Below are 13,271 nucleotides of genomic sequence, written 5' to 3'. Positions count from 1 at the left end.
TCGGAAACCTGATCATGTATGCGTTGATGGCTCTCGTCTTTGTTCTCGGCTACCTGTGCATTGCACTGGAGCACCCGTTGAAGATCGACAAGGCGGCCTCGGCGCTGCTCACCGCCGTAGCGGCCTGGACCCTGCTGGTTCTCGGCGCCGACAGCATCTTGCCGATGCTCGGTACCGGTACGGCTGGCGCCAGCACCAACACCCATCATGTCGTCGAAGAACTGCGCCACCACCTCGGCGAGATCTCCGAGATCCTCTTCTTCCTCATGGGTGCCATGACCATCGTCGAACTGATCGATGCCCATGAGGGCTTCAAGGTCATCACCGACCGCATCCGAACTCACAAACGTGTGCATCTGCTGTGGTTGGTGGGGTTGATCACCTTCTTCCTGTCCGCCGCTCTGGACAACCTGGCCACGACCATCGTGATGATCTCGCTGCTGCGCAAGCTGATCGCCGACCGTCACGAACGCTGGTTCTACGCCGGCATCGTGGTCATCGCCGCGAACGCGGGCGGCGCCTGGTCGCCCATCGGTGACGTGACGACCACCATGCTATGGATCGGTAGCCAGATCACCGCCACTGGCATCATCACCAAGCTGTTCCTACCCAGCCTGGTCTGTCTACTGGTGCCATTGCTGATCATGAGCTTTCGCCTCAAGGGTGAAGTAGCCGAGCCACGCATCAAGGAAAGCGCCGAAAGCCGCCGCGACCCAACCACCCCCTTCGAACGCAACCTGGTGTTCGGCCTCGGCCTGGGTGCTCTGATCTTCGTGCCGATCTTCAAGACCATCACTCACCTGCCGCCGTACATGGGCATCCTCTTCGGCCTCAGCCTGCTGTGGATCACCACCGAGATCATCCACCGCAGCAAGAACAGCGAAGAGAAAGATCCACTGTCGGTAGTCGGCGTATTGCGCCGTATCGACATCACCAGCGTGCTGTTCTTCCTCGGCATCCTGCTTGCGGTTTCCGCGCTGTCCAGCGCCGGTCACCTGATCCAGGTAGCGACCCTGCTCAAGGACAGCCTGGGTAACGTCTACAGCATCGCCATCTCCATCGGTATGCTCTCGGCCGTGGTGGACAACGTGCCGATGGTCGCCGGTGCCATGAAGATGTATCCGCTGGTCAGTCCCGAAAACCTGGCGGCGGCCGCAGCGCACGAACTGCCATGGCTGCGTAATTTCGTGGTCAACGGCAACTTCTGGGAAATGCTCGCCTACTGCGCCGGCACCGGCGGCAGCTGCCTGATCATCGGCTCGGCCGCGGGCGTGGCCGCCATGGGCATGGAGAAAATCAACTTCATCTGGTACTTGAAGAAAATCAGCGGCCTGGCCTTCATCGGCTACCTGGCCGGTGCCGCCACCTATATGCTGATGTTCGCCACCTGATTGGCTAACAGGCCGTTGAAAAAACGTAGGCGACGACTGCATGGATGCAGGAGGCGGAGCGAAGCAGGAAGCCCGAGCCGAGGCGGCCAGTGCAATACCGATGGCGACCCCACAAAAACAGGCGAAAAAAGCACGGGGCCCGCACTCGGGTTTACGAGTTGTAAATGAGCATTTGACCGGGCTGGCGTTCCAGCCTGTTTTTAACGCAGCAATGGCAACGTAGGTCGTTTTTCAACAGCCTGCTAAGGCGCTCGGATACGTACAGGGAGTCAGCATGCAGACGAGCAAGACCCGCACCAGTTTCTACCGCCGCCTCTACGTCGCCTGGCTGATCGACAGCGGCCAGGCTGTCAGCGTGCCGGCGCTGATGGACGCCACCGGCATGCCTCGACGTACCGCGCAGGACACCCTTGCGGCACTGGCCGAACTGGATATCGACTGCCAGTTCGAGCAAAACGAGGGCGAGCGCAACAACGCCGGCCACTACCAGATTCGCGACTGGGGGCCGATCGACAAACGCTGGATCGCCGCCAACCTGCAGCAGATCAAGACCACGCTGGGTTACCCCTGAGGCCCTCTATCAGTAGTGGCGGTCGCTGATAACCATCCAACATCGGCTCCACCTCAGAACAGACCGCCAGCAGGGCTTCGTCCTGCCAACGCCTTCCCACCCATTGCAAACCAACCGGCAAGCCATCTTCGACACCTGCCGGCATTACCACGACAGGGTTGCCTGTTAGGGAGAAAAGACTGGTCATGCCGATGCTGGCTTCGAAGTAAGGCAGCGGTTCACCCTCAACCAGAATGCTTGGAGGTTTGCTGAACTTGCCACGTCGACTGTGGGGATAGGCAGTACCAGCAGCCACAGGACACAGCCAGGCATCCCAGGAGCCGAGGAACTCTTCCAATCGCATGATCAGTTCGTCACGCGCATTCAACGCATGGCTGTAACGCGACCAACTTCCTCCCATGCCCTTAACTAGGCTACGCGTCAGCACCTGCGAACGAGGCAGAAAACCTCCGGATGCCCGCAAGATCTGGCGCTCCATAAACGGCATCCCCAGTCCGATTTCAGCACCGGCGATAATTCCATAGGCCCGCCAGGCCTGTAAAACGTCGAAATCAACCGGTGCACAACGTTGAACTTGCACGCCCGCCTGCTGCAAACGCTCCACGGTACGCAGCAGTCCTCGACGAGTTCTCGAACAGAGTGGCAAGCCTGCGAAGTCATCCCACCAGGCCACCCGTAATGGACGTCCATGCCGTACCTCTGGATATCTGGGGGTAATTGGCGGTACTTCCAGATCGATACCATCGGCCCCGCTCAAAACATCCAGCCCCAGACGAAGATCTTCTACATGCCGAGCCAATACGCCGAATGAAAGCATGTGCCGAACACTACGGGGCCTCCCTGGTAGATGAGGGATGTGCCCAGTGCGGGGAATGCGGTTTTCCGTAGCCTTGAAACCCAGAACACCACAATAGGCGGCTGGAATACGAATGGAGCCACCAATATCACTCCCCAAGTCCAGAAAGGAAAACCCCATTGCCACTGCGGCTGCGCTGCCACCGGAACTTCCTCCACTGGTAAGCGACGGGTTCCAGGGATTGTTGGTCGCACCGAACAATGGACTCCAACACTGCGGATCACTTGCAAGCTCTGGCAGGTTGGTCTTGCCGACAATCAACGCTCCTGCCGAACGTAGACGCGAAACAGCGGTGGCATCCTGCTTCGGCAGATGAGTCCGCAAGGGTGGATGGCTGCTGGTAGTCAGCAGATAAGCCGTTGCGAACGCATCTTTAATAGTCACCGGCACACCATGCAAGGGAGCTAGCGCATCACCACGAGCCGCTCGCTCATCCGCCAGAGTCGCAGTATTTTTGATCTGCGAGTCCAAGGTCACCACTGCATTGATCGCAGAGTTATGCAGTTGCAGGCGCCCCAAACACTCGTTAAGCACCTCGGTGGCAGTCAAAGTGACTGCTGCAATTTTCTCTGCCGTAGTTCTTGCCGATTCATCCATGTTTCATGTTACTCCCTGCATAAGGCGATGTAGGGCAACATTGCCCTTAACTACACCATCATAACCAACGTGTGCTAGCACTCTGCGCGACAAGCTGCCGCGTCAAAGGCACCTGAACGCCAATTAAGGCCATCGAGAAGTTAGAATACGTTTACTGCCACACGAGGGCTGCAACGTGGGGCTCCCAGCAGGGCAACAGTGCCGGACTGGACATGTTTTGGGCCATATGCCACTAGGCGGGCTGAAAGGCCATCGCATAGGCATCGCAAGGACAACTCCTGCCTTTCTCAGGTACCTCTCACCCCATGAATCCGGATCTGCTCTGGGTGCTCGGCCTGCTGGCCGGCGCCGTTACTCTGTTCATCATCGGCAAGCCACGCATGGACGTGGTCGCCCTGCTGGTGCTGGTCGCCCTGCCGCTGACCGGCGTACTCGACCTGCAACAGACGCTGGCCGGTTTCAGCGACGCCAACGTCATCCTCATCGCCGCGCTGTTCATCATCGGTGATGGCCTGGTCCGCACCGGCATCGCCTACCGACTGGGCGACTGGCTGGTGGCCAGGGCCGGCAGCAGCGAGACGCGCCTGCTGATTCTGCTGATGCTGGCGGTGGCCAGCCTGGGTTCGGTGATGAGTTCAACCGGCGTGGTGGCGATCTTCATCCCCGTGGTGCTCGGCGTGGCTGCGCGCCTGCGCATCGCCCCGGCGCGACTGATGATGCCACTGGCTTTCGCCGGGCTGATCAGCGGCATGCTGACGCTGGTCGCCACACCGCCGAACCTGGTGGTGCATGCCGAACTGCGCCGCGCCGGCCTGGATGGTTTTGGCTTTTTCGATCTCACCCCCATCGGCCTGGCGGTGCTGGTGCTCGGTGTCGGCTACATGCTGATCGCCCGACGCTGGCTGGTGCGCAAAAACGCTGGTGAGGGAGGCGAGCCGCCGCGCCTGACCCTGGCTGACCTGGCCGAGCGCTACCGCCTGGGCGAACGCGAACGGCGCCTGCAGGTACGCACCAACTCGCCCCTGACCAATCAGGTGCTCAACGAACTGCAGCTGCGTCGTGATCACGGCATCAACGTCATCGCCATCGAGCGCCGCCAGCGCCTGCGTACTCTGCTGCTGATGGCCAACGGTAATACCCTGCTGGAGCCGGGCGACGTGCTGCTGGTGGACATTGTCAGTCCCACCATCGGCCTGCTCGGCAGCTACCAGGCACTGGGCCTGGAACCGATGCCGTTGCCGCATTCGTATTTCAGCCTGCACGCGCATGAACTGGGCCTGGCCGAGGTGGCGCTGCCGCCGGAGTCGCAGTTGCCGGGCAAGACCATCCAGGAACTGGGCTTTCGCTCGCGGCACAAACTCAATGTGGTCGGCCTGCGCCGCCAGGGCCAGGCGCTGGAAGGCGTGTTGGTGGACGAGAAACTCAAGCCCTCCGACACCCTGCTGGTGGCCGGCGCCTGGCGTGACATCCACCGCCTGCAAGGACTGAGTCGGGATTTTCTGGTGCTCAGCCTGCCGGCGGAAGTGGCCGAGGTGGCGCCTTCTGCGCGCAAGGCACCCTACGCCCTGCTCAGCCTGGCAGTGATGGTGCTGCTGATGGTCAGCGGCCTGGTACCCAACGTGCAGGCCGCGCTGATCGCCTGCCTGCTGATGGGCGCGTTCCGCTGCATCGACCTGGACAGCGCCTATCGCGCCATTCACTGGCCGACGCTGATCCTCATCGTCGGCATGCTGCCCTTCGCCCAGGCCTTGCAGCAAACCGGTGGCGTCGAACTGGCCGTGCAGGGTCTGGTGGGCGGCCTGGGCGATGCCGGGCCACGGCTGATTCTCGCCAGCCTGTTCGTGCTTACCGCAGTGATCGGCTTGTTCATCTCCAACACCGCCACGGCGGTGCTGATGGCGCCGGTGGCGATTGCCACGGCGCAGGCGCTGGGCGTCTCGCCACTGCCCTTCGCCATGACCGTTGCCCTGGCTGCCTCGGCCGCGTTCATGACGCCGATTTCTTCGCCAGTAAATACCCTGGTGCTGGGGCCGGGTCAGTACCGCTTCGGCGACTTCGTGCGCATCGGCGTGCCTTTCACCCTGCTGGTGATGATCGTCAGTGTGATGCTGGTACCGCTGATCTTTCCGCTCTGAGACAGCTCACGCCGCACTGCGGAAGAATCGCCGACCGGCGCGGCGCAGCCATCCGCCCTCGGAGGTGTCGGCACTGAGCCGGCGCAGGTTGTCATTGATGGCTTCGACGTAATTGCGATCATCGCTGCGGATATGACTGAACAACCAGCGCCCCAACAAGCCCTTGAGCTCATCGGCAATATCCTCGCCGCCGATGAAGCGTTGGCGGTAGTCCTCCACACGCTTGATGAACAGCGCGTGCACCCTTTTGTGTGCCTTGGTGAAGACGTAGCCCGCCTCCTCGAGCATCGCTTCCTCGAAGGCGAAGTGAGAAACGGTGTAGTCAATCAACTCGTCGATCACCGTACCCACCTTCACCTTGTTGGCGGTGCGCTGGGCATCGTCCAACTGATTGATCATGGCAACGATACGCTTGTGCTGATCGTCGATGACCGCGATGCCGGTATCGAGGTCGTCGCTCCATTCCAGGTATGTCATGGTGCCTCCTAACTGCTGATCGAAGAGGCGCGCAGTCTAAGGCCGCAGGCGAGTCCACGATTGACCTGGATCAACACAAGGTCAGCCACTTTATGGCCACTTGCCAGCTTTCCTTGATCGCAGCACAGGTCGCTCCCGCGCTTCCATGGGTTACGAGCCGCAAGCAAAGCATGCGAAAATCCTGCGCCCGAACCGCCAGATACTCGTTCATGCCCCAGCCGCCCAGACGCCCACGCAAGCCCGCCCCCGCCGCCGTGAAAACCGCACCGAGCAAGGGCGAGCTGCATCCGCGCAACCGTCACCAGGGGCGCTACGATTTTCCCGCGCTGATCAAGGCAAGTCCCGAGCTGGGCGACTTCGTCATCACCAATCCCTACGGTAAGCCGAGCATCGACTTCGCCAATCCGGCCGCGGTCAAGGTATTCAACCGCGCGCTGCTGGCGCAGTACTACGGCATCCGCCACTGGGATATTCCCGACGGTTACCTGTGCCCACCGATCCCGGGGCGCGCCGATTACCTGCACAACCTCGCCGATCTGCTGGCGACGGACAACGATGGGCAGATTCCTCGCGGCGCCATGGTGCGAGCACTGGATATCGGCGTCGGCGCCAACTGCATCTATCCACTGATTGGTCGCTGCGAATATGGCTGGCAGTTCATGGGTGCCGACATTGCCAAGGAAGCACTGGCATCAGCACGTGCCATCGTCGCCGCCAACCCGCAACTGGCCGGCGGCGTCGAGCTGCGCCAACAGACCAATGCCGAGCACATCTTCCTCGGCCTGCTGCAGGCGCAGGAGTACGTCGACCTGAGCCTGTGCAATCCACCCTTCCACGCCAGCGCCGCCGAGGCCAGCAGCGGCAGTACGCGCAAGTGGCGCAACCTGGGCAAGCTCGACCCCAAGCGCAAGTTGCCGGTGCTCAACTTCGGCGGCCAGGCGGCCGAGCTGTGGTGCCCGGGTGGCGAGGCAGCCTTTCTCAAGCGCATGGCCAGCGAAAGTGCGCAGGTGGCCGGGCAGGTGCTGTGGTTCAGCAGCCTGGTGTCCAAAGGCAGCCATGTGGAATTGCTCCAGGGCTGGCTGGCCAAGGCCGGTACTGCCGAGGTGCGTATTCTCGGCATGTCCCAGGGGCAGAAGCAGAGTCGCCTGGTGGCCTGGACGTTCAAGAATGCCGAAGAGCGCAGCACCTGGAGCAAGCATCGCTGGCGCTGAGACCTGCTGGTGCGCGCGGCGCACCGATCTCCCTACCAGGGCAACCAGCCACCGAACACCAGCCACAGCCCGGCCACCGTCATGCTCAGCAACGTCACCGGCACACCGCTGCGCGCGTAATCGACGAAACCAAGCCTGACGCCCTGACGCTTCGCCCCTTCGGCAACGATCAGATTGACCACGCTGCCAATCAGCAGGAGGTTGCCGGCCAGGGTCGACATCACTGCCAGGCCAATCAGCACCGAATGCGACAGTTCCGGCATCAGGCCCAGCAGTAGCACCACGAACGGCACGTTGCCGATCAGGTTGCCTGCCACCAGGGATGAAGTCGCCAGCGAGATCACGCCCTGCGGCAACAGGCCATGTTCGACCATCCAGGCGGCGCTCTGCGCCAGTTGCGGCAACTGCAGCGCGGCGCCGCTGACCAGGAACAAGCCCACGAACAGCAACAGCAGGTTCCAGTCCACCTTATTCACGTAGTCGCGGCTGTCCACCCGCCGCGACACCATCACCAGCACCGCGATCAGCAGCGCCGATAGCTCACGCGGCAGCGCCGTGGCGAACAACGCCAGCAGCGCCAGGGTGGCCAGCAGCGGTTTGAGATAGCTGCGCGCGCCGTAGATATGCTCGACCGGCGTATCGTCAGCGGCCAACGGCCCGGCTTCCCCCCAACGATGGCGCCACTGCAGCCAGATCACTGCGTAAACGATGGCCATCGCGACCACGGCAGGTGGCCCGGCCACAGCCACATAACCCCAGAAATCCAGAGCGCCAGCCTGACCAATGAGGATGTTCTGCGGATTGCCGATCAGGCTCGCCGCCGAACCCGCGTTGCACGACAGCGCCAGCGCCAGAAGAAACGGCCGGGGCTCCAGCCCGCGCAGGTGCAGGCTGCGACACAACAGCGGGGTCAGGGCGAAGGCGACAATATCGTTGACCAGCACCGCCGAGAGCAAGCCGCCCAGCAGCACCACGCCGAACAACAGCACTGCCGGGTGCTCGGCATGCTCGGTCAGGTAGCGGTTGAGCCAGGCATACACCCCGGAAAAATCGAACTGCGCGGAAATCAGCATCAGCGCCAACAGCAGCAACAACGCGCCAGGGTCGAGATGATGGGCTGCGTCCTCCATGCTCAGCGCACCGCTCACCAACAACAGAACGGCAGCACAACAGGCGATCCAGCTGCGGTCGATACGCAAGCCGCGGATGCCGCCGGCAGCCATGCCCAGATAGGTGAGGACGAACAGGCCGATGGTCAGCCAGGCAGCGAAAGTCATGCGCGATTCACCTGAACGGATGCATGGGGTAAGCCGCGCAATCTAGCGAGCCCGAGGCGACACGGGAATAGTGCGCCGCACTTTTTACCGCCATCAGGGCCGCACCGGACAAGCCTTCACCCATGCCTGGTAGACCAGCGACTCACGCTGATGCGGCATCTCGGTCCAGACCCGCTCGGCCAGATCAGGGTTACGCGCCCAATACATGCCAGTGGCTCGCCCGCCTACCGCAGTTTCGCCAGTAAGGCCGTTACCAAACCAAGCCGAAGCAGGCCACCCCGTAGCCCGGATGCAATCCGGGGCAGCGGTGCCTGATATTCCCGGATTGCACCCGGCTACGCATCAACGAATGAAACCGCGGCTGATCTCGCGAAACAGCTCGGTACCTGCCCGCTCCAGCCACTCGAAGGCGACCATCTCGCGCGAGACGATCACTGCGCCTGCACGCTCCATGCGTGCCAGGCCCAGCGCCTTGTCACGCGGCCGACGCGACCCTACGGCTTCGTCGACCACGAACACCTCACGCCCGGCGGCCAGCAGACCGAGTACCGTCTGCAGCACGCAGACATGCGTTTCCGTGCCACAGACGATGAACTGCTGGCGATCACCACCCGGCAAGTCGAACAGCCCTGCTCCTGCGGTCGCCGAAAAATGAATCTTCTCCCGCAGCCCCTCGCCCGGCAGCAGCTCATGCAGGCCCGCCTCGGTATAGCCCAGGCCCTTGGGGTACTGCTCGGTCGCGATCACCGGCACGTGCAGGCGCTGCGCCACACGCACCAGCCACGAGGCCTGTTCGATCACCGCCGCCCCGCCATCGATAGCCGGCAGCAGTCGCTCCTGCAGGTCGATGACCAACAGGGTGGAGTCCTTCGCTCGCATCAGCATCACTACGCTCCTTCCTTCACGGCAAAACGCGCGTCGAGCCGGCTGTAGCCCAGGCCGACGCCCTTGTGCACCCGCAGCTGCACGGGAATGCGGTCCTTCATCGCCTCGACATGGCTGATCACACCGATGGTCTTGCCGCTGGCGTTGAGGTTGTCCAACGCATCCAGCGCCACCTCCAGCGTCTCGCCGTCGAGGGTGCCAAAGCCCTCATCGAGAAACAGCGAATCGATGCTGGTCTTGTGGCTGACCAGGTCGGACAGCGCCAACGCCAGCGCCAGGCTGACCAGGAAACTCTCGCCACCGGACAGCGTGCGGCAGTCGCGCGCCACATCGGCCTGCCAGGTGTCGCACACCTCAAGTTCAAGCTCGCCACTGCCCTTGCGCGCCAGCTGATAACGCCCGTGCAGCCGCGTCAGTTGGCGGTTGGCCAGATGGATCAGGTGATCGAGGGTCAGCCCCTGGGCGAACTTGCGGAACTTGGCGCCGTCGGCCGAGCCAATCAGGCCGTTGAGCTGTTGCCAGAGGGCGTGCTCCCCCTCCTGCGCGTCAATCTCGGCGAACAGCGCCTGCTGGCTGCTGCGCCGTGCATCGTCGGCCTGCAACTGCGCGCGCAACTCACCCTGGCGCTGGCTCAGTGCACGCAATTCGCTCTGCAGTACCTGTAACTGCTCATCCAGTTCACCAAGCGCCAGCGCTGTCTGCGGTGTGGCACTGAGCTGTTGAAGTTGCGCATCGGCGGCAGCCAACAGCGTCGAAGCCTCGGTAAGAGCGCGCTCCACACCTGCCTGCAAAGCCGCCAGACGCTCTCGCTCACCCTCTTCCAGCAGCGCAGTGAGAAACGCCGCAAGATCGCTGAAAGGACTGCTCGCCAAAGCCGTCAGCCAGTGCTGCTCGGCCTCGCTCGAACGTTGCTGCAGTTGCTGTAGTACTGTCCGCTGACTCTGCTCGCGGCCGCGCAACGCATCGCTTTCACGCTGAGCACTGGCCAGGCCGTTGGCGGCCTCATTCAACGCCGCTTGCGGCTGTGCTGATGGCTCGGGTTCGGCCAGCGTCATCGCACCTTCGTCCTGCCAGCGCTGTTGCCAGTGCTGGGCCTGTGCCTGCACTTCAGCGAGCAAGCGCTGCGCCTCGCGCTGCTGCTCCTGCAACTGTTGGTCCTGCGCCTGGGCCTGCTGCCAGTCGCGCCAGGTATTTTCCTGTTCGGCCAACCAGGCAGCGGCGTCCGCCGGCAACTCCGTGGCAAAGCCTGCAAGGCTGCTCAGCAGCATCCGCTGGTGGTCCTGCAGCTCCCTTTCCAGATGCTGCAGACGCTCGCCCTGCTCGGCTTGTCGCGTCAGTAAATTCTCCTCATCACGCGCCAATAGCGCCTGGCGCTGCTGTGCATCGGCCAAACCCCGTTCAGCCACCTCACGGGCGCTACGCGCCTGAGTCAAGTCGGCCTGCCGGCTCTCGACCGCAGCCAGTCGCTCCTGCAACTGCAGCAGGCTTTGCTCATGGCCCCTCTGTAGTTCACGCAGTGCTGCGGTGCCGGCCACCTGCAACGCCTGCTCGGCCAATTGCTGCTGCCACTGCGCGTCCTGCTGGGCGGCCTGCTGGCTTGCCTGCTCCAGTTGCTGCTGAACCTGAGCGATCTGCGTCGCCAGCCGGGTCAGTGCGTCACGCAGGGTGCCGCCCTGGCTTTCCAGTTGCGCCAGTTCGTTGCGGCACTGCTCCAGCGCCTGGCGCGTGACGGAGACGTTGAGCGCCTGGTACTGACTGACCGCCGGATGCTCGTGAGAACCACACAACGGGCAGGCTTCGCCCGGCTGCAGCTGGGCACGGTAGGCTTCCAGATCCTGAATGCGCTGTTCCTGCTCCAGCAGTTTTTCCTTGTCGGCCTGCTGTTGCTTGAGCGCCTTGTAACGCTCGCGCAGGCCGGTGATTTCATCGTTCTTGCTGGCGTGCTGCACCTGCAACTGAGCCAGACGCGGGGTCAGTTCGGCGACCTGGGCGGCCGTTTGCTCACGGACCAGTGCCAGTTGCTCCAGGCGATCCAACGCGCGCCCCTGCACTTGCAGCTGCTGCCAACGCTGACGCAGCCCAGCCTCGTCGCCCTCGCCGAGCAAGGCCTGCAGTTCGCTGTGCTGCCTGGCTTCGCTGATACGCGCGGCCTCCAGGTGCTTCAGCGCGTCGGCCTGCTGCGCACCGAGCTGATCACGCTGGCGCTGCAAGGCGGCGAGCTGTTCACGCTCCTGCACCAAGCGCGCGTGCAACGCCTGTTGCTCCTTGAGCAGTTGCCCGCGCAGATCGAACTGCGCGCGCCAGCCGCCAAGCAATTCACCCAGACGCTCCTGTTGCGGAGCACTGCTGAGACGTGCACGCAGGGTTTCGCGTTGTCTGACCAGCCCCTGCAGCTCCGTCTGACGCACGCTCAGGCATTGCTGGGCATAGCGGCTGGCCAGCCAGAGTTGCTGCTGTTCCCGTTCGCTGCTGCAGCGTTGCTGCTGGTGCAGGTCATCCAGCGCCTGCTGCGCCTGTTGCCTGTCCTGTTGCACTTGTTGCCAGGCCAGATACAGCGGCTGCAATCGCGCTGCCGGCTCACTGGCGGCCAGACGCTGCAGTTCACCGGCCGCATCGTGACGCGCCTGTTGGGCCCGCTCCAGTCCCAATCGAGCCTGCTCCCGCTGCTGTTCGGCCTGCTGCAGCGCTTCACGCCAGCGACGCTGGGCCTGCAGAGCTTGCTGCCGGGCCAACAACGGGGTCTCGTCCTGGCTCAGGCGCTGATGCTCGGCCTGCAGTTCGGTGCGCTGCGCCTCGTCCAGCAGTTCCATGCCTTGTGCGCGGCTTTTCAGCAGATTGAGTGCCTGTTCGGCAGCCTTGGTGCGCTCGTAGACCTGCTGGGATATCTGCCCGTAAACCTCGGTGCCGGTCAGCTCCTCCAGCAGCTCCGCGCGCTGGTTGGCATTGGCTTCGAGAAACGCCGCGAAACCGCCTTGGGCCAGCAGCATGGACTTGGTGAAGCGCTCGAAATCCAGGCCGGTCAGCTCGGCGGTCAGGCTTTCCTTCTCGCGAATCTTGTCGGTGAGGATTTCGCCATCGGCGATACGCGCCAGCTCGACCTTGGGCGCCTGCAGCGCGCCGTCCACCTTGTCGCGCGCACGGCGCTGGCTCCAGAAGGCGCGATAGCCCTGCCCCTTGACCTCGAACTCAACCTCGGCCAGGCAGTCGGCGGTGTGCCGCGTCATCAGTTCGTTGCCACTGGCCGACAGCGTGCTCATGCGCGGCGTGCGGTGATACAGGGCCAGGCAGATGGCGTCGAGCAAGGTGGTCTTGCCCGCCCCGGTCGGCCCGGTAATGGCGAACAGGCCACTACCGGCGAAAGGCTCGGAAGCGAAGTCGATCTTCCATTCGCCCTTGAGGGAGTTGAGATTCTTGAGGCGCAGGCTGAGGATTTTCATGCACAGGTCGTAAGCCGTTGGAGGCGGTCATTCTGGCATATCCGCCCCCACGTAAAGGCTCAGTCGCGGCAATAACCCTCGCCGCTGCGCACGGTCAGGCAATTCTGTTTATCCAGCAGCCATTTCATGCCGGTGGCTTCGCCGTCGGTGGCGCTGATGCTCTCTACCACGCCATCGCGCACGAAGACGATCTTCGCCCCCTGCGCACGGCCGACGAAGCGGCGCGGGCCGTCGAGGTTGGCGATGGTCAGACGGTAGTCGGCCGGCGTGCCACTGATATCCAGGTAGGTACCTTCTGGCCCGTTCCAGCGCCCCAGCCATTGCTCGGTCACACTGGCGTCCTGCTCGCCGGACGACCTGGCGCAGCCGGATAGCAGCAGGGGAACGGCCGCTGCCGCGAGAAGAAAGTGCGCAGTTCTGTACATGACGCTCTC

10 protein-coding genes are annotated in these 13,271 nt (G+C 63.1%); 4 read left to right on the top strand and 6 right to left on the bottom strand.

Features of this window, described 5'->3' with window-relative positions; translation table 11 throughout:
• The first annotated feature begins 14 nt into the window (after window positions 1–14).
• Complete coding sequence (gene nhaD, locus H3221_RS21650) at window positions 15–1,391, top strand: sodium:proton antiporter NhaD (protein ID WP_196476565.1); 1,377 nt, start codon at window positions 15–17, stop codon at window positions 1,389–1,391.
• Window positions 1,392–1,665: 274 nt separating this feature from the next.
• Window positions 1,666–1,962, top strand: coding sequence for a winged helix-turn-helix domain-containing protein (locus H3221_RS21645; RefSeq protein ID WP_017675215.1), 297 nt, complete (start codon window positions 1,666–1,668; stop codon window positions 1,960–1,962).
• Here H3221_RS21645 and H3221_RS21640 read toward each other — a convergent pair.
• The gene (locus H3221_RS21640; RefSeq protein ID WP_196476566.1) at window positions 1,937–3,415 is read right to left on the bottom strand and encodes an amidase; all 1,479 of its coding nucleotides are present in this window, start codon (window positions 3,413–3,415) and stop codon (window positions 1,937–1,939) included. The two genes, H3221_RS21645 and H3221_RS21640, sit on opposite strands and share 26 nt — an antisense overlap.
• A 305-nt stretch (window positions 3,416–3,720) precedes the next feature.
• On the opposite strand from H3221_RS21640, the gene H3221_RS21635 reads away from it, so the two are divergent.
• On the top strand, window positions 3,721–5,550 hold the full coding sequence (locus tag H3221_RS21635) for an SLC13 family permease (RefSeq protein ID WP_196476567.1): 1,830 nt from the start codon (window positions 3,721–3,723) through the stop codon (window positions 5,548–5,550).
• Between the two features lie 6 nt (window positions 5,551–5,556).
• Here H3221_RS21635 and H3221_RS21630 read toward each other — a convergent pair whose 3' ends face one another.
• Window positions 5,557–6,027: a bacteriohemerythrin gene (locus tag H3221_RS21630; protein ID WP_196476568.1), complete on the bottom strand. Its 471-nt coding sequence runs from the start codon at window positions 6,025–6,027 to the stop codon at window positions 5,557–5,559.
• Between the two features lie 209 nt (window positions 6,028–6,236).
• Here H3221_RS21630 and rlmF point away from each other — a divergent pair, with 209 nt between their 5' ends.
• Window positions 6,237–7,238, top strand: a complete 1,002-nt coding sequence (rlmF, locus tag H3221_RS21625) for a 23S rRNA (adenine(1618)-N(6))-methyltransferase RlmF (RefSeq protein WP_196476569.1) — start codon at window positions 6,237–6,239, stop codon at window positions 7,236–7,238.
• Window positions 7,239–7,270: 32 nt separating this feature from the next.
• Here rlmF and H3221_RS21620 read toward each other — a convergent pair whose 3' ends face one another.
• The 4 genes from H3221_RS21620 to H3221_RS21605 form a co-directional block, all read right to left on the bottom strand.
• Complete coding sequence (locus H3221_RS21620) at window positions 7,271–8,515, bottom strand: SLC13 family permease (protein ID WP_196476570.1); 1,245 nt, start codon at window positions 8,513–8,515, stop codon at window positions 7,271–7,273.
• Between the two features lie 342 nt (window positions 8,516–8,857).
• A complete protein-coding gene (locus H3221_RS21615) occupies window positions 8,858–9,400 on the bottom strand; it encodes a hydrolase (protein ID WP_196476571.1) in 543 nt (180 codons plus the stop codon).
• A 2-nt stretch (window positions 9,401–9,402) separates the two neighbouring features.
• Entirely contained in the window at window positions 9,403–12,837 is a 3,435-nt protein-coding gene (locus H3221_RS21610) for an AAA family ATPase (RefSeq protein WP_196476572.1), read from the bottom strand.
• Window positions 12,838–12,896: 59 nt separating this feature from the next.
• On the bottom strand, window positions 12,897–13,262 hold the full coding sequence (locus tag H3221_RS21605) for a hypothetical protein (RefSeq protein WP_196476573.1): 366 nt from the start codon (window positions 13,260–13,262) through the stop codon (window positions 12,897–12,899).
• Between the last annotated feature and the right edge of the window lie 9 nt (window positions 13,263–13,271).

Origin of the sequence: Pseudomonas chaetocerotis (assembly GCF_015712105.2) — a bacterium.
GTDB lineage: Bacteria > Pseudomonadota > Gammaproteobacteria > Pseudomonadales > Pseudomonadaceae > Aquipseudomonas > Aquipseudomonas chaetocerotis.
Note: the sequence above shows the minus strand (reverse complement) of the source record. Positions and strands in the feature narration are given on the sequence as shown.

What these genes read in the sequence shown, in the direction of transcription:
- nhaD (WP_196476565.1), top strand. Translation starts at nt 15, where the DNA reads ATGTATGCGTTGATGGCTCTCGTCTTTGTTCTCGGCTACCTGTGCATT.
- H3221_RS21645 (WP_017675215.1), top strand. Translation starts at nt 1,666, where the DNA reads ATGCAGACGAGCAAGACCCGCACCAGTTTCTACCGCCGCCTCTACGTC.
- H3221_RS21640 (WP_196476566.1), bottom strand. Translation starts at nt 3,415, where the DNA reads ATGGATGAATCGGCAAGAACTACGGCAGAGAAAATTGCAGCAGTCACT.
- H3221_RS21635 (WP_196476567.1), top strand. Translation starts at nt 3,721, where the DNA reads ATGAATCCGGATCTGCTCTGGGTGCTCGGCCTGCTGGCCGGCGCCGTT.
- H3221_RS21630 (WP_196476568.1), bottom strand. Translation starts at nt 6,027, where the DNA reads ATGACATACCTGGAATGGAGCGACGACCTCGATACCGGCATCGCGGTC.
- rlmF (WP_196476569.1), top strand. Translation starts at nt 6,237, where the DNA reads ATGCCCCAGCCGCCCAGACGCCCACGCAAGCCCGCCCCCGCCGCCGTG.
- H3221_RS21620 (WP_196476570.1), bottom strand. Translation starts at nt 8,515, where the DNA reads ATGACTTTCGCTGCCTGGCTGACCATCGGCCTGTTCGTCCTCACCTAT.
- H3221_RS21615 (WP_196476571.1), bottom strand. Translation starts at nt 9,400, where the DNA reads ATGCTGATGCGAGCGAAGGACTCCACCCTGTTGGTCATCGACCTGCAG.
- H3221_RS21610 (WP_196476572.1), bottom strand. Translation starts at nt 12,837, where the DNA reads ATGAAAATCCTCAGCCTGCGCCTCAAGAATCTCAACTCCCTCAAGGGC.
- H3221_RS21605 (WP_196476573.1), bottom strand. Translation starts at nt 13,262, where the DNA reads ATGTACAGAACTGCGCACTTTCTTCTCGCGGCAGCGGCCGTTCCCCTG.